We start from the raw sequence: 16,450 nt of genomic DNA, 5'->3' as shown, positions 1-16,450 counted from the left end.
ATAAAATTAAACTAAAAAGGTTTTTACAATGATTGATTATATTGTCGATTCATTAAACATGATATCATATTATTAAAATAACAATTGATTCACTTAGGATATATTCATGCCATCAATTCCTGCACTTGAGTTAATCTCACTCAAAAAAATTTATAAAAATGGTATAGAAGCATTAAAAGGTATCGATTTAACTGTACAAGCTGGTGATTTTTATGCTTTGCTAGGACCAAATGGTGCTGGTAAATCAACAACTATAGGTATTATTAGTTCATTAGTGACTAAAACTTGTGGGCAAGTAAAAATCTTTGGCTACGACTTAGATACCGATATTGTAAATGCCAAAAGACAATTAGGAATTGTACCGCAAGAATTCAATTTTAATCAATTTGAAGAAGTGTTACAAATAGTCACTAATCAAGGTGGTTATTATGGATTGCCCCGAAAAATCGCATTAGAGCGAGCCGAAAAATATTTGCGAGTTTTAGATTTGTGGGATAAACGCCATAGTCGAGCTAATATGCTATCAGGTGGAATGAAAAGGCGATTAATGATAGCCAGAGCCCTCGTGCATGAACCTAAATTATTAATTCTTGATGAGCCGACAGCAGGCGTTGATATTGAATTACGCCGTTCTATGTGGGATTTTTTACGTGAAATCAATCGTCAAGGTATCACAATTATTTTAACCACACATTATTTAGAAGAGGCAGAAATGCTCTGTAGAAATATTGGTATTATTCAGAGCGGCAGATTGATAGCAAACTCATCAATGCGTGAGCTATTGGCTAAAAGCCAATCTGAAATAATTGTTATTGATTATGTGGCGACGCCTAAGCAGATTGAGTTAAATGGCTATAATTATTCCGATGTTGAGCCTGGTATGTTGGAAGTGAAAGTAGATAAACAAAATGGATTAAATCAATTATTTGAACAATTAAATAAACAAAATATTAAAGTAATCAGCGTACGAAATAAAGCGAATCGATTAGAAGAGTTATTTGTTGAGCTGTTGCATAGTGATACTAAACAAAAAGGTGGCATTAATGAATAATTTATATTGGATTGCCTTAAAAAGTATTTGGCGTAAAGAAGTAACCCGATTTTTAAGAATTTGGATCCAGACCTTAATTCCACCTGTTATTACCATGTCGCTTTATTTTATTATCTTTGGTAATTTAATTGGCTCTCGTGTTGGTGACATGGGTGGTTTTAGCTATATGGAATTTATTGTGCCAGGCTTAATAATGATGTCAGTAATTACTAATTCCTATACCAATGTTTGTTCATCCTTTTTTAGTGCTAAATTTCAACGTAATATTGAAGAAATATTGGTGGCACCAGTACCAACAAATATTCTTATTCTAGGATATGTCGGTGGCGGTGTGATGCGCGGTATTTTAACGGGTATTTTGGTTACTATCGTATCGCTATTTTTTGTTCGCTTTGATGTACATTCTTGGTTGTTTGTTATTTTTACATTGCTATTGACCTCGATTTTATTTTCATTAGCAGGTCTACTCAATGCAGTATTTGCCAAAACGTTTGATGATATAAGTATTATTCCAACATTTGTGTTAACACCATTAACTTATCTTGGTGGTGTTTTTTACTCAATTACTATGTTACCAACTTTTTGGCAATGGGTATCGAAAATTAATCCCATCGTTTATATGATTAACGGTTTTCGTTATGGATTTTTGGGCGTGTCAGACGTGCCGTTATGGATCACTTTTTCAATGCTAATTTTATTTGTGACTGTACTTTATGTAATTGCATGGCGACTGATTGATAGAGGGCTAGGATTGAGAAGTTAATTAAAGTTAGGAAACAGTAATTAACCGCCGATTATTGTATCGGCGGAATAATATTAGCTACTGTGCACCAGCAACAGCTTCCTTAGCCATTTCAGTGATTTTAGAAAAATCACCTTTTGCTATGGCATCCGTTGGAATAAACCAAGTTCCACCAACACATAGTACATTATTAAGTGCCAAATAATCACGGTAGTTTTTAGGATTCACACCGCCTGTAGGGCAAAACTTCATGTATCCGCAAGGTCCAGAAAATGCCTTTAATGCTGCAACTCCGCCATTGATTTCAGCTGGGAAGAATTTTAATGCCGTTAAACCATATTCTTGGGCTTTTAATAATTCAGAAATAGTTGCAATACCAGGAATAACAGGGATAGGGCCTGCAACTGCCGCTTCTAAAATAGCATCGGTAATTCCTGGTGTAATAACAAACTCTACACCAGCTTCAGTAACCTGTTTTAGTTGTTCAACACTAGTTACTGTTCCTGCTCCTACAATTGCTTCAGGAACTTCTTTGATGATTTTCTTAATTGCTTCAATCGCACAAGCTGTTCTTAACGTTACTTCCAGTACCTTCACCCCGCCAGCAATGAGAGCTCTAGCTAGTGGTACAGCATCCTCAATTCGTTCAATAACGATAACTGGAACCACTGGTCCCATAGTTAAAATTTCTTCAGCACTTCGTTTCCATTGTTTCATTTGTTTCTACCCATACCTTATTGATACTTAAATAAAGCAATAATCCCTAATAAATAGGGATTATTTTGTTATTCATAAATACCTAATTTCTTTTCTAAATAATGAATATTTGTGCCGCCTTTTTGGAAACCTTTATCGTTCATAATATCAATATGAAGATCAATATTGGTTTTGATCCCATCAATAACCAGTTCGGCTAACGCATTTTTCATACGTGCTATGGCGACTTCACGTGTTTCACCATAAGCAATTAATTTACCAATCATTGAGTCATAGTAAGGTGGGACACTATAACCAGCATAAATATGCGATTCCCAACGAATGCCGAAGCCACCTGGTGCATGGAAGCGAGTGATTTTTCCTGGTGATGGCATAAAAGATTTGGGATCTTCAGCATTAATTCTACATTCAATCGCATGACCTTTAATTTCAATATCACTTTGTTTAATTGAAAGTGGTTTGCCGGCTGCAATTAAAATTTGTTCTCTAATTAGATCAACTCCGGTTATCATTTCAGTAACAGGATGTTCTACTTGAATACGGGTATTCATTTCAATGAAATAAAATTCGCCATTTTCAAATAAAAATTCGAATGTGCCAGCTCCTCGGTAGCCAATCTCGATACATGCATTAACGCAACGCTCACCGATGAATTTACGCATTTTAGGTGTAATACCAACAGCAGGTGCTTCTTCAACAACTTTCTGATGTCGTCTTTGCATTGAGCAGTCTCGTTCACCTAAATAAACTGCATTTCCTTGACCATCAGAAAGTACTTGGATTTCAATATGACGTGGATTTTCAAGGAATTTTTCCATGTAAACCATATCATTGTTGAAAGCAGTTTTGGCCTCTAACTTGGTCATTTTGATAGATTGTTCAAGATCATTTTCTTCACGAACAATACGCATGCCTCGTCCGCCACCGCCACCAGAAGCTTTAATAATAACAGGATAGCCGATTTGCTTGGCAATTTGTTTATTAATTTCAATATCACTACTTAGAGGGCCATCTGAACCAGGTACACAAGGAACCCCTGCTTTTTTCATGGCGTGAATTGCTGATACTTTATCTCCCATAAGGCGAATAGTATCAGGTTTAGGACCAACAAAAATAAATCCAGATCGTTCAACTTGCTCAGCAAAATCTGCATTTTCAGATAAGAAACCATAACCTGGATGAATAGCAGCTGATCCGGTTACTTCCGCAGCTGAAATTAATGCAGGAACATTAAGGTAACTTTTTACCGAAGCTGCTGAGCCAATACAGACGGTTTCATCTGCAAGTAATACATGTTTTAAGTCTTTATCTGCCGTAGAGTGAACGGCGACAGTTTTTATTCCAAGTTCTTTACATGCTCGTAAGATACGTAGAGCTATTTCTCCACGATTCGCAATAAGAATTTTATCAAGCATATTCAATCTCTTAATCGTATTGTCAATAATAAATTCAGATTATTCAATAATGAATAGTGGCTGATCAAATTCAACTGGTTGACCATTTTCAACCAATATGGCTTTTATTGTACCAGCTTTTTCTGATTCAATTTGGTTCATCATTTTCATCGCTTCAACGATGCAAAGCACATCGCCAACATTTACTGTTTGGCCAATTTCAACAAAAGCTTTTGATTCTGGGCTAGGTGTACGATAAAAAGTTCCAACCATTGGGGATTTAATTGTTGTACCATCAGTTACCATATTATCAGTTACAACTTCTGTTTGAACGGTTGGAGCAACTACAACAGGAGCTGGTTGAGGAATTTGAATATTTTGTACTGGCGCAGAATAGTTTGTAGTAGGAGCTGCTCGACTAATTCGAACTGATTCCTCACCTTCAGAAATTTCAAGCTCTGAAATACCTGACTCTTCAACTAATTCAATTAACTTTTTAATTTTGCGTATATCCATGAATTACACCGTGTTTATTTGATATAAGTAACAATTATTTAAATGCATCCTTATTATCGACTAAAGCTGTTTTTTAGTCGGTAATAAAGTTGTAACTCAACATTAACGCGGAAGAATACACTGTAAAACAGATTTTGTCATTATATATCTCCTTTACAATCACTTGTTATACTATTTTCTAGGTATTATTTTATAATTGCGATACAATATCGACCGTTAATTACTATTGAGATTTGCTATGGTTTGAAAGGATTAAATAATACTCCATTTAGCCTTGATAAATTTGAAATATTTATTTTTTGATTCCATGGTGGTTTTTAATACTGAAATATACTTAAACAAGATTAATTCTAGGAAGAGTTTTTATTATGTTCAAAAAAGTTCGTGGCTTGTTTTCAAATGATTTATCAATCGATTTAGGTACAGCAAATACACTTATTTATGTAAAAGGGCAAGGTATAGTATTAAACGAACCTTCTGTTGTAGCGATTCGCCAAGATCATCGCACAGGTACTCGAAAAAGTGTTGCTGCTGTTGGGCATGCTGCGAAACTAATGTTAGGGCGAACACCAGGTAATATAGCAGCCATTAGACCGATGAAAGATGGCGTTATTGCTGATTTTTCTGTTACTGAAGAAATGTTGCAGCACTTTATCCGTCAAGTTCATAGCCATAGTTTTTTAAGACCAAGTCCTCGCGTACTTGTTTGTGTTCCTGTAGGTGCTACACAAGTTGAACGTCGAGCTATCCGAGAGTCAGCCTTAGGCGCAGGTGCTCGTGAAGTGTATTTAATTGAAGAGCCAATGGCAGCTGCTATAGGTGCTGATTTACCTGTATCTGCGCCTACTGGTTCAATGGTTGTTGATATTGGTGGTGGAACTACCGAAGTAGCTGTCATTTCACTAAATGGTGTTGTTTATTCTGCATCTGCTCGTATTGGTGGTGACCGATTTGATGAAGCGATTATTAACTACGTTCGTCGCAATTATGGCGCTTTAATTGGCGAGGCAACAGCCGAAAAAATCAAACATTTTATTGGTAGTGCTTATCCTGGTGATGAAGTTCTCGAAATTGAAGTGCGTGGACGAAATCTTGCTGAAGGTGTGCCGCGTAGCTTTACTTTAAACTCTAATGAAATTTTAGAAGCATTACAAGAGCCATTAAGCGGTATTGTTAGTGCGGTAAAAGTTGCATTAGAGCAGTGCCCTCCTGAGCTTGCTTCTGATATTTCAGAACATGGTATGGTTTTAACCGGTGGTGGTGCTCTATTACGTAATATTGATAAGTTATTATCGGCTGAAACAGGTATTCATGTAGTAGTGGCTGAAGATCCATTAACGTGCGTTGCCAGAGGTGGCGGTAAGGCGTTAGATATGGTTGATATGCATGGTGGTGATCTATTTAGTGAAGAGTAATTAATAAGTTATTGTTGATTAGTTTTATTTTGATAAGACAATAAGCATGCATATCATATTTTCCCCGCCGACAATCGTGTCGGCGGAGTCATATTTTGAAATAATTAGATCTTGAGCTTTAAACAGGTAAGTACCGGCAATGAAATTACTTTTTTCTAAACGCTCCCCTCTTAGTGTACAATTATTTACTTCTCTGGCGTTAGCCTTGGTTCTAATTGTATTAGATATCAATTATCATCCATTTAAAGAAATTCGTTATTATTTAGATACCCTTATTTCTCCTCTATATTATGTTTCCAATGCACCAAAGTCGTCGTTTGATTCTCTTTACGAGATGTCCAAAACACGAGAAACATTAATAAATGAAAATGCAAATTTGCATGCAGACTTATTACAACACAAAAATGATTTATTGTTACTTGAGCATTTAAAACATGAAAATGATAGACTTCGTGAATTGTTAGGTTCTCCTTTAAGGCATGATGAACAGAAGATGGCAGCACAAGTATTGCTTATAGACACTGATCCTTATGTTTATCAATTTGTTGTAAATAAAGGTAAACAAGATGGTGTTTATGTTGGGCAACCTGTCGTTGATGAAAAAGGGATTGTAGGGCAAATTTATGAAACAGCTCAATCAACTAGTCGTGCAATTTTATTGTGCGATTATCAACATGCGATACCAGTACAAGTATTAAGAAACGATATTGGCATGGTTGCTGTGGGAAACGGGTGTAGTAATGATTTAACATTAGAATTTATGCCTAATAACGTTGATATAAAAGTCGGTGATATTTTAGTTACTTCAGGGCTTGATGGTCGTTTTCCTGAAGGATATCCGGTAGCCGTAGTTAGTTCAGTAAAACTTGATATTACAGATTCAACCCCAATTATTTCAGCAACACCGACAGCGGATTTGAAGCGTTTACGTTATTTATTGTTATTGTGGGGAAATCAAGGAGTAAAACATGAGGGGTCGTAATCGAATAATAATTATTTGGATAACGCTATTAATAGGCTTATGTTTACAAATCATTCCATGGTCTCCATCATATAGTATATTTAAACCACATATACTGATCTTAATTTTTGCTTATTGGTTGATAGCGCTTCCTCATCGAGTTGGGATTGGTACTGCTTTTGTTTTTGGAACTATAATGGATCTATGTACTGGTTCTATTTTAGGAATCCATGCCTTTATTTATTCATTTATTGCTTATTTATTTGTTTTTAAATTCCAATTGATACGTAATTTAGCGTTATGGCAACAGTCGTTTATCATCTTTGGGATATCGATATGTTATAATTTACTGGTATTTTTATTTCAAGTCTGTATTTATCATACTATAACAATATCGCCATTGATTTTTATATCAAGCTGTATAGATAGTCTATTATGGATTGGTATCTATTTATTTTTACGACTAATAAGACGAAGCTTTGCTATCAATTAAAAGGAAATCTATGTCTGTTGAATTATTAATGAATGTAACGCCATCTGAAACTCGAGTTGCTTATATCGAAGATGGTGTATTGCAAGAAATCCATGTTGATCGTGAGTCTAGACGCGGTATTGTTGGAAATATTTATAAAGGTAAGATAATTCGTATTTTGCCTGGCATGCAAGCCGCTTTTGTCGATATTGGTCTTGATAAAGCTGCTTTTTTGCATGCATCAGATATTATGCCTCATACTGAGTGCGTATCAGATACAGAGCAAGAACAATTTCAAGTAAAAGATATCTCTGAACTTGTTCGCCAAGGACAGGACTTAATGGTACAAGTGGTTAAAGATCCATTGGGAACTAAAGGAGCTAGGCTTACAACCGATATTACTTTGCCATCACGTTATTTGGTATTAATGCCTGGCTCAAATTCTGCACATGTAGCCACATCACAACGCATAGAAAGTGAACAAGAACGTGAAAGGTTAAAAAACATTGTTGAGCAATATGTGACAACAGAAGCTGGTTTCATTGTTAGAACGGCCGCAGAAGGGGCAAGTGCGCATGAGTTAGAACAAGATGCCAATTTTTTAAAACGACTTTGGACTAAAATTCAAGAACGCATGGCTCGCCCAGTAAGTAAGAATCTAGTTTATGGGGAATTGGCATTATCCCAACGTGTATTGCGCGATTTTGTTGGTGATCCAATTGAACGAATTTTAGTAGATTCAAAATTAACTTATGATTTATTGGTTGAATTTACAAAAGAATTTATGCCTGAAGTAACCAATAAATTATCTCTTTATCGTGGTAATATTCCTATTTTCGATCTTTATGATACCGAAAATGAGATTCAAAGGGCATTAGATCGTAAAGTTAAATTAAAGTCTGGTGGGTATTTAATTATTGATCAAACCGAAGCCATGACTACTATTGATATCAATACTGGTGCATTTGTAGGTCATCGAAATTTAGAAGAAACGATTTTTAATACTAATATTGAGGCAACAATAGCGATTGCCCGTCAATTACGTTTGCGTAATTTGGGGGGCATTATTATTATTGATTTTATTGATATGCAAGAAGATTTGCATCGTGAACGGGTGTTACAATCGCTCCATGATTCTTTATCTAAAGATAGAGCTAGAACAACTGTTAATTTATTTTCGAGTTTAGGTTTAGTCGAAATGACCCGTAAGCGAACACGTGAAAGTATAGGGCATATTCTGTGTGAAGAATGTCCAGCATGTAAAGGTCGTGGTATGGTCAAATCGGTGGAAACTGTTTGTAACGAAATTTTACGTGATATAGTTCGTGTTTATAAAGCGCATCATTCAGAATACTTTTTGGTCTATGCTTCGGCTGCGGTGGCTAATGCTTTAACTAATGATGAGTCCCATGCTTTAGCTGAAGTTGAGGTGTTTGTGGGTAAACGTGTTGAAGTAAAAGTTGAACCACTTTATATTCAAGAACAATATGATGTTGTATTAATGTAGAAGCAATATCTTGTAAAAAAGTTTCAGGTAACTATACGTTTCAGTATAAAAATGATGAAAGTTAAATAATTATTATGATCAACTAGTTATAATCGATTATCAAAAAACTTCTGTTAACAATTAGAATTTAAGGAATTTATGATAGTAACTCAAGTGAGTGAACGACTGCTCAACCCAAATAATCTAAACCAACAAGATCTTTCGCATTTGCTTGATATGTTGAGCTCAAGGAAAATTGATTTTGGTGATTTGTATTTTCTATCTGGTTATTATGAAAACTGGTTACTTGAAGATGGTATTATAAAAAATGCCTCATTTCATCGTGACCAAGGAGTTGGTGTTAGAGCCGTTGTTGGCGAAAAAACAGGGTTTGCTTATACTGATCAGCTTTCATTAGCACGGTTAGAACAAAGTATATTCGCAGCAAATTCAATCACTAAAATACAAACACCTATCAAAGTGACGCCATTTAAATCTGCTCAAACAGTATCTATATACTCGTCAATCAACCCGATCAATTCTTTTTCTAAAGAACAGAAAATTGAATTGTTGCAACAAATTGATTACTTAGCACGTTCAATCGATCCTAGAGTTATTGAAGTTTCAGCTAGTTTGACTGGAAGTTATGAAGATATTTTAATAGCCGCAACTGATGGTACATTAAAAGCTGACATCCGTCCTTTGGTGCGTTTATCCGTTTCAGTTTTGGTTGAAAAAGAGGGTAGACGTGAGCGAGGAAGTAGTGGAGGCGGTGGTCGATTTGGGTATGAATATTTTTTAACAATCAACCCAAAAACATCAGAAAGTTATGCTGACAGCTATGCCCGAGAAGCCGTGCGTCAAGCACTCGTTTCTCTTTCTGCTAAAGCTGCGCCAGCAGGAACAATGCCTGTTGTTTTAGGTGCTGGTTGGCCTGGGGTTTTGTTACATGAGGCTGTAGGCCATGGCTTAGAAGGCGATTTCAATCGTAAAAATAGTTCAGTTTTTTCTGGGAAAATTGGTGAACAAGTCACCTCAGAAGTTTGCACTATTGTTGATGATGGTACAATTGAAAACCGTCGAGGCTCACTATCTATTGATGACGAAGGTACTCCAAGCCAAAAAACAGTGCTTATTGAAAATGGTATTTTAAAAGGTTATATGTTTGATAAGCTCAACGCAAAATTGATGAATACATGTTCAACTGGTAATGGTCGTCGCGAAGGATATGCTTACTTACCTATGCCAAGAATGACTAATACCTATATGTTGGCAGGAAAGTCTTCTTTTGACGATATTATTAGTAGCGTTGATTATGGTCTTTATGCCCCTAATTTTGCTGGTGGACAAGTAGATATCACCTCTGGTAAGTTTGTGTTTTCAACTTCAGAAGCTTACTTGATTGAAAAGGGAAAAATAACAACTCCAGTTAAAGGTGCAACATTAATTGGTTCAGGTATAGAAACTATGCAGCAAATATCTATGGTAGGTAATGATTTAGCATTAGATTCTGGTGTGGGTGTTTGTGGTAAAGCAGGGCAGAGCGTACCTGTTGGGGTTGGGCAACCCACTTTAAAAGTGGATAATTTAACCGTTGGTGGTACCATTAACCACTAATAATAATACATCAATGGGATTTAAAAATAGATGGAAACAATAATTACACTTTATCATGCGTTTGTTAATTTGGATATTGCAACGCTTTCAAACCCTAATGTGCTATGGACACTATATGGGATGTTGTTTGTCATTATTCTTTTAGAAAATGGCGTTTTACCAGCGGCTTTTTTACCTGGAGACAGTCTATTATTCTTAACTGGTGTGTTAATTAGCCAAAATGTATTCCATTTTGGTTTAATTAATTTTATTTTAATTGCTGGCGCTGCTTTAGGTACTTGGTTAGGTTATGCTCAAGGACTTTGGCTTGGCAATACTAAGCTTGTCCAAGGTTGGATGGCACATATACCTGAAAAATATCATCATAAATCTGAAGTATTATTCCATAAGTATGGATTACAAGCGCTATTTATTGGGCGATTTATTGCTTTTGTACGTACATTATTACCGATGATGGCTGGATTATCAGGACTACATAGTCGAAAATTCCATATTTATAATATAATCAGTGCTACATTATGGATTTTCTTGATTGTGACATTAGGTTACCTATTTGGATTATCACCAGTTTTCAAAGAGTATGAAAAGCAGATCATGTCTTTATTAATGCTAATACCTGTTTTGTTATTGGTGTTAGGGTTAATTTTTTCAATTTTTCTTGCTGTTAAGCGCTCTTTAAGCAATAAAAAGCAATCTAAAATTGGATTAAATGATAACAAGAAGTAGAAGGTGAAATTAACCGATAAGCCGGGTTCTGTCGTGGACAATCATTCCTCTAGGCTAATACTCACGCATTAGCTCAAGCAGTCTACCCGGATTCAACGCGGGCCACGCCAATGAATCCCTATTTGACCTTGCTCCGAGTGGAGTTTACCGTGCCACAACTGTTACCAGTTGCGCGGTGTGCTCTTACCACACCCTTTCACCCTTACCTGATCTTATAAAATAAGCCATCGGCGGTTTACTCTCTGTTGCACTTGTCGTGAATTTTCACTCTCGCAAAAATCCCCCAGGCGTTACCTGGCACTCTGCCCTATGGAGCCCGGACTTTCCTCCCCTTTGTTTATTTCTTTATAAAAACAACAAAGCAGCGATTGTCTGGTTAATTTCGTTGATGAGTATAACCTAAAGCGCAATATTGTCCAGAGATGTCTTTTCTTTAGGAAATAGATGCCTGAAATTTAAACATGAGTAAAGTAATGTAATTCCAAAGGATTTAAATAACAAATTCTTAGCACATCTTGGTGATGTGCTATAAAACAAGATAATTTATTACCATTTTTTCTGTCGTTGGTTTTCATTATAATTGAACCATGTTACTACCCCTTTAGACATAATAATATCAAGCTTTCCTTCAATAATATTGTATTGCGTTTCGCCAATTAACATATGACTTGTTGAGCTCTTTTTAGTGTATTGATATGTCCACTGTGTTTCGTTGCTATTGATAGTGGTTTTTGTTGTTGGCTCACCAAATAAGGACAAAATCTGAGCTTCAGTTGATGACCCTTCAACAATTTTGCTTACTTTTGCGTTATTAAGCGGTGTGCCTTGCTCAACAAGATTTTTTTGTGTACATGCTGATAAAGCAAGTATAGAACAAAGGATGAGCAGAAATTTCTTAATATTTTTCATGATATAGTTGCCTATTGTGTTAATTTGTAGTTTATATGAAATGTGAATTGATAATAGCATATGTTTTATAACGTTCAAGATAGGGCAACTGAAGGTATAATTAAAAAATTTAATTCTTTAGTGCTGTACTTTTTTAGGAGATAGTTACATCTTCTCTATACCATTCACTAAATTTTATTTCCTTTTTTTAACTTATCTTAGTTTATAACCATAAGTATCTATGTTATTCTTTTCTACCCAATACAAGAGAGAATTTGATAGTTTAATTCGTTTTTAGTATTTATTTTAATCGATTTTGAGTGGTAGCATTTAATTAACTATCAACTAATGAATAAGCTGTTTGGCTTTTATGCCAAATACATACAGATATTAAAGATTTTATAACAATTTATTAATAAACCGAAAAAGATAGTTAGTGTTATTATATAAGCTGCGATATACTTTAACGCTAGTAAAATTTAGTTGCTATGGAATAACCAATGGAAAAACAGTTTCAATTAACAAATAGTAAAGAGATTATTGCTTATTTAGCTCAACAATTCCCAAATTGTTTTACCCTTGAAGGTGAGGCAAAGCCATTAAAGATTGGAATTTTTCAAGATATTATTTCTCGTTTATATGGTAATGACGAACTTAGTAAAACTAAACTTCGTGCCGCACTGCGCTCATACACAATGAGTTGGCGTTACTTATATACTATAAAAGAAGGAGCCAATCGTGTTGATTTAGATGGTAATCCTACTGAGGTTATTAGCCAAGAACAGATAGATCATGCGCAACAACAGTTGAAAGAGAGCAAAGAAAAAGCTAAAGAGCGTTTTAAAGAACGTGAAAAAGAAAAACGTAAAGCTACTCGGATGCTTCCTAAAAAAGCTAAGGCTTTAAAAATTGGTGATTTTGTTAAAGTCATAGTAGGTAATAAACCTATAAAAGTACAAGTCATTAATATTGAAAAAGAGCATATTAAGGTAAAGGTTGGTGCAGGTATGGAGTTAACGGTCAAACCTGAACATATTATCAATAGGTAGAGAGTTTGAATGAATAAATTACTCAATGGTATTATTACACTTAGCCTTATTTTTGGTATTTTTAGCCAAAATGTTCAGGCAAAACCGCAAGCTAATGAACAAATACCAGTTCTAAAGCAAGATGATATCCACCAAGTTGTTGCTAAGCGTGTAACGAGTTTTTTTACTCAATCACATTATCGTAATTTTTCCTTGGATGGTGCTTTTTCAGCTCAGATTTTTGATCGCTATTTCAAATTATTGGATGGCAGTAAATCCATTTTTATTCAAAGTGATGTTGATGGTTTTCGAAATAGACAAGAGTCTTTAGGTCAAGAATTAATCGATGGTAATTTAAAGACGGCTTATGATATTTACAATCTTTTTTTGAAAAAACGTTATGACCGTTATCAATATGCTCTTGAAGTTTTACAACGGCCTATGGATTTTTCTGCCAATGATGAAATTGATTTTAATCGTGAAGAAATTGCTTGGCCGACATCAGAAAACGAACTTAATGTTTATTGGGATAAGCGTGTTAAATATGATGAATTGAGTTTATCCTTATCAGGAAAAAATGAAAAAGAGATCCGTAAAGTTTTAAGTAAACGTTACAATCGCGTTTTGAAAACGATAATGCAATCAAATAATGAAGATGCCTTTCAAGTATTTATGAATGCATTTGCCAGAGAAATTGATCCTCACACTAGTTATTTGGCACCACGTAAAAAACGAGATTTTGATTCCGAAATGAGTTTATCATTTGAAGGCATTGGTGCAACATTAAGCCAGCAAGATGACTATACTGTGATTATGTCTTTTGTAACAGGCGGACCTGCTGAAAAGAGTAAGTTACTTACCATCGGGGATAGGATTATTGGAGTAGGTCAAAGTAATTCTGGAATTGAAGATGTTATTGGGTGGCGCTTGGATGATATTGTCGATAAAATTCGTGGACCTAAAGGTACTGTTGTAAGATTGGAAATTTTACCTGCTGGTAATAATAGTAAGGCAAAAGTAATTGAGCTCACTCGTGATAAGATTCATTTTGAAGATAGAGAAGCGAAATTAAATATTATTGATAATCCACGTGGTAAAGTTGGCGTTATTGAAATACCAAGTTTCTATATGGGATTAACGGAAAAAGTTGAAGGACTCTTATCAAAAGCAAATAAAGAAAATTTGCAAGGTTTAGTTATTGATTTACGTGATAATGGTGGTGGTTCATTAACCGAAGTTATCAATTTAACTGGCTTATTCATTGATACTGGACCAGTTGTTCAGGTACGTGATAATTTACAAAAAGTCATCACTTACAATGATAAGAATAAAGGTATCGAATACACCGGGCCACTTGTTGTTATGATTAATCGTTATAGTGCATCCGCATCAGAAATATTTTCTGCGGCTATGCAAGATTATGGGCGAGCATTAATAGTTGGTGAAACCACTTATGGTAAGGGAACAGTACAAACTTCTCGTAACATCTCTTATCCAGTTGATGCAAGACTACATCCAAGTTGGCCTGAACTTGGCGGAGCTCAATATACTATTCAGAAGTTTTATCGTATCAATGGTGGTAGCACACAATTAAAAGGCGTTGAGCCAGATATTGAAATGAATAAAGTTAAGTATGTTGATGAAACGGGAGAGCGTTTTTTAGATAACGCATTACCGTGGGATAAAATACCGTCCGCCGATTATTTGACTCTTGCCAATATTAAGCCATTGTTGCCTGACTTAGAATCACAACATTTGTCTAGAATTTCACATAATCCTGAATTTATGTATATTGATGAAGATATTAAACGATTTAATGATAAAAAAGATCGTCAATACATTGTTTCACTTAATAAGAAAAAACGAGAATCAGAACAAAAAAATAATGAGGAACGTGATTTAAAAAGAACTAATGCACGTTTAAATAAGGTAGGTTTACCATCAATTACTAAATTAGATAATTTACCAAAAAATTATAAAAAACCTGATGCTTACTTAGATGAATCTATCGAGATACTTCTTGATTTTGCACCTAATTATCCCAAAATCAAAGGCAATAACCCTATTAAAGAGGTTATTACGTTTGATTTACCAATCGAGAAAGCTAATAAATAATTGGAGATAACATAATGGATTCAAATTTAAAATATGCTTTAATCACAACTATTGCTGTGTTAGCTGTTTTGGCAACATTTGGTTTTATTGTTTGTGTGAATTAAAAAGCTTGATTAATTAGTTGGTGATCATTATAGTATGCAACCTACTTTTGGAAAGTGGGTTCTAATGAGGTGAGGTGTCCGAGTGGTTGAAGGAGCACGCCTGGAAAGTGTGTATACGGCAACGTATCAAGGGTTCGAATCCCTTCCTCACCGCCATATTGAGTCATTAAAAGATGGGACCATTAGTTCATAACGCTATAAAACTAGCTATCTAGATTATTTTAATAGTTCGTAATTTATAGTTGTTATTTAAAATGACAAACAATACCTTCCTCTCCTAAATCATTTGGAGTTATTATGGAAAACTTACGCACAGTTCAAGACTTTATACGCTGGACAGCATCACAACTTAGTCTATCAGATGTCTTTTTAGGTCATGGTACAGATAATCCTATTGATGAGTCTAAACAATTAGTTTTAGAAACGTTAGGATTATCGTTGTTTATTCCTGAAGAATTTTATTCCGCAAATCTAACTAATGATGAAAAAAATCAAATTATTGATATTATTCAAAAGCGAATAAAAGATCGTGTACCAACCCCTTATTTAACTAACCAAGCTTGGTTTTGTGGACATGCTTTTTATGTTGATGAACGTGTATTAATTCCTCGTTCTCCTATTGGTGAACTAATTGATAACCATTTTGAGCAAATAATATTAACTGAACCTAAAAATATTTTAGATCTATGTACTGGTAGTGGCTGTATAGGGATTGCTTGTGCTTATGAGTTTGCTGATGCTCAAGTTGATATAACTGATATTTCCTTAGAAGCATTAGATATCGCCAAAACAAATATTGAAATGCACGAAATGGATTTTCAAGTTACTCCTATTTTGTCAGATCTATTTGATGATGTGCCAGAAAAACAATACGATCTGATTGTCACTAATCCGCCTTATGTTGATAGTGAAGATATGAGTGATTTGCCAGACGAGTTTTTATATGAACCTAAATTAGCATTAGAAGCAGGCTTTGATGGTTTAGATCTGGTAAAAAAAATTTTACGAGATGCGATAAATTATTTAACACCAGAAGGAGTATTAGTTTGTGAAGTTGGTAATAGTTGGGTTAGCTTACAACAACAATATTTCGATGTCCCTTTTAATTGGATAGAATTTGAACGTGGTGGGTTGGGTGTGTTTTCTATCACACGTGAAGAATTGATCCAATATCATTATTGTTTTAAATAAGCTGTTTTTAATCATTGGAATAAATTT

The 16,450-nt window shown here is 34.9% G+C and carries 16 protein-coding genes, 1 tRNA gene and 1 other RNA gene; 13 read left to right on the top strand and 5 right to left on the bottom strand.

All coding sequences use genetic code 11. The features are described from left to right. The first annotated feature begins 106 nt into the window (after window positions 1–106). Both A9G37_RS01685 and A9G37_RS01680 read left to right on the top strand, forming a co-directional pair. On the top strand, window positions 107–1,051 hold the full coding sequence (locus A9G37_RS01685) for an ABC transporter ATP-binding protein (protein WP_065574436.1): 945 nt from the start codon (window positions 107–109) through the stop codon (window positions 1,049–1,051). Beyond that, window positions 1,044–1,814 (top strand): ABC transporter permease, encoded by a 771-nt coding sequence (locus A9G37_RS01680; RefSeq protein WP_034909705.1) that lies wholly within the window; start codon window positions 1,044–1,046, stop codon window positions 1,812–1,814. The genes A9G37_RS01685 and A9G37_RS01680 overlap by 8 nt, the downstream gene beginning before the upstream one ends. A gap of 57 nt (window positions 1,815–1,871) precedes the next feature. Here the strand turns inward: A9G37_RS01680 and A9G37_RS01675 are convergent, their stop codons facing one another. The 3 genes from A9G37_RS01675 to accB all read right to left on the bottom strand — a co-directional run bounded on the left by A9G37_RS01675 (window position 1,872) and on the right by accB (window position 4,420). After that, window positions 1,872–2,510: a bifunctional 4-hydroxy-2-oxoglutarate aldolase/2-dehydro-3-deoxy-phosphogluconate aldolase gene (locus tag A9G37_RS01675; RefSeq protein ID WP_034909704.1), complete on the bottom strand. Its 639-nt coding sequence runs from the start codon at window positions 2,508–2,510 to the stop codon at window positions 1,872–1,874. Between the two features lie 68 nt (window positions 2,511–2,578). Further along, window positions 2,579–3,925: an acetyl-CoA carboxylase biotin carboxylase subunit gene (gene accC / locus A9G37_RS01670; RefSeq protein ID WP_034909703.1), complete on the bottom strand. Its 1,347-nt coding sequence runs from the start codon at window positions 3,923–3,925 to the stop codon at window positions 2,579–2,581. A 39-nt stretch (window positions 3,926–3,964) separates the two neighbouring features. Continuing rightward, window positions 3,965–4,420, bottom strand: coding sequence for an acetyl-CoA carboxylase biotin carboxyl carrier protein (accB, locus tag A9G37_RS01665; RefSeq protein WP_065574435.1), 456 nt, complete (start codon window positions 4,418–4,420; stop codon window positions 3,965–3,967). Window positions 4,421–4,788: 368 nt separating this feature from the next. On the opposite strand from accB, the gene A9G37_RS01660 reads away from it, so the two are divergent. The 6 genes from A9G37_RS01660 to A9G37_RS01635 all read left to right on the top strand — a co-directional run bounded on the left by A9G37_RS01660 (window position 4,789) and on the right by A9G37_RS01635 (window position 11,097). Then, on the top strand, window positions 4,789–5,835 hold the full coding sequence (locus tag A9G37_RS01660) for a rod shape-determining protein (RefSeq protein ID WP_065574434.1): 1,047 nt from the start codon (window positions 4,789–4,791) through the stop codon (window positions 5,833–5,835). A gap of 139 nt (window positions 5,836–5,974) precedes the next feature. Then, window positions 5,975–6,817 carry a rod shape-determining protein MreC gene (gene mreC / locus A9G37_RS01655; RefSeq protein WP_065574433.1) on the top strand — a complete coding sequence of 281 codons (843 nt, stop codon included), beginning with the start codon at window positions 5,975–5,977 and terminating at the stop codon, window positions 6,815–6,817. After that, window positions 6,804–7,289: a rod shape-determining protein MreD gene (mreD, locus tag A9G37_RS01650; protein ID WP_034909696.1), complete on the top strand. Its 486-nt coding sequence runs from the start codon at window positions 6,804–6,806 to the stop codon at window positions 7,287–7,289. Before mreC ends, mreD begins: the two co-directional genes overlap by 14 nt. Before the next feature lie 10 nt (window positions 7,290–7,299). Further along, on the top strand, window positions 7,300–8,775 hold the full coding sequence (gene rng / locus A9G37_RS01645) for a ribonuclease G (RefSeq protein WP_034909694.1): 1,476 nt from the start codon (window positions 7,300–7,302) through the stop codon (window positions 8,773–8,775). Window positions 8,776–8,913: 138 nt separating this feature from the next. Further along, a complete protein-coding gene (tldD, locus tag A9G37_RS01640) occupies window positions 8,914–10,371 on the top strand; it encodes a metalloprotease TldD (protein WP_065574432.1) in 1,458 nt (485 codons plus the stop codon). A 30-nt stretch (window positions 10,372–10,401) separates the two neighbouring features. After that, a complete protein-coding gene (locus tag A9G37_RS01635; RefSeq protein ID WP_034909688.1) occupies window positions 10,402–11,097 on the top strand; it encodes a DedA family protein in 696 nt (231 codons plus the stop codon). Between the two features lies 1 nt (window position 11,098). Here the strand turns inward: A9G37_RS01635 and rnpB are convergent. Then, window positions 11,099–11,481, bottom strand: an RNA gene (gene rnpB / locus A9G37_RS01630) — RNase P RNA component class A. A 162-nt stretch (window positions 11,482–11,643) separates the two neighbouring features. After that, window positions 11,644–12,006 carry an outer membrane protein assembly factor BamE domain-containing protein gene (gene bamE / locus A9G37_RS01625; RefSeq protein WP_065574431.1) on the bottom strand — a complete coding sequence of 121 codons (363 nt, stop codon included), beginning with the start codon at window positions 12,004–12,006 and terminating at the stop codon, window positions 11,644–11,646. Window positions 12,007–12,485: 479 nt separating this feature from the next. Between bamE and proQ the strand changes: the two genes are divergently transcribed. The 5 genes from proQ to prmB all read left to right on the top strand — a co-directional run bounded on the left by proQ (window position 12,486) and on the right by prmB (window position 16,423). Further along, on the top strand, window positions 12,486–13,034 hold the full coding sequence (proQ, locus tag A9G37_RS01620) for an RNA chaperone ProQ (protein WP_065574430.1): 549 nt from the start codon (window positions 12,486–12,488) through the stop codon (window positions 13,032–13,034). A gap of 9 nt (window positions 13,035–13,043) precedes the next feature. After that, window positions 13,044–15,128 carry a carboxy terminal-processing peptidase gene (gene prc, locus A9G37_RS01615; RefSeq protein WP_065574429.1) on the top strand — a complete coding sequence of 695 codons (2,085 nt, stop codon included), beginning with the start codon at window positions 13,044–13,046 and terminating at the stop codon, window positions 15,126–15,128. Between the two features lie 14 nt (window positions 15,129–15,142). Then, a complete protein-coding gene (gene cydH, locus A9G37_RS12445; protein WP_141671006.1) occupies window positions 15,143–15,232 on the top strand; it encodes a cytochrome bd-I oxidase subunit CydH in 90 nt (29 codons plus the stop codon). A 68-nt stretch (window positions 15,233–15,300) separates the two neighbouring features. Next, a tRNA-Ser gene (locus tag A9G37_RS01610) sits at window positions 15,301–15,388 on the top strand. A gap of 141 nt (window positions 15,389–15,529) precedes the next feature. Then, complete coding sequence (gene prmB / locus A9G37_RS01605) at window positions 15,530–16,423, top strand: 50S ribosomal protein L3 N(5)-glutamine methyltransferase (protein ID WP_065574428.1); 894 nt, start codon at window positions 15,530–15,532, stop codon at window positions 16,421–16,423. Window positions 16,424–16,450 lie beyond the last annotated feature (27 nt).

The organism is Gilliamella sp. GillExp13 (genome assembly GCF_001690815.1).
Taxonomy (GTDB): Bacteria; Pseudomonadota; Gammaproteobacteria; order Enterobacterales; family Orbaceae; genus Gilliamella; species Gilliamella bombi.
The sequence above is the reverse complement of the archived record's forward strand: the minus strand, read 5'-3'. Positions and strand labels throughout refer to the sequence as shown.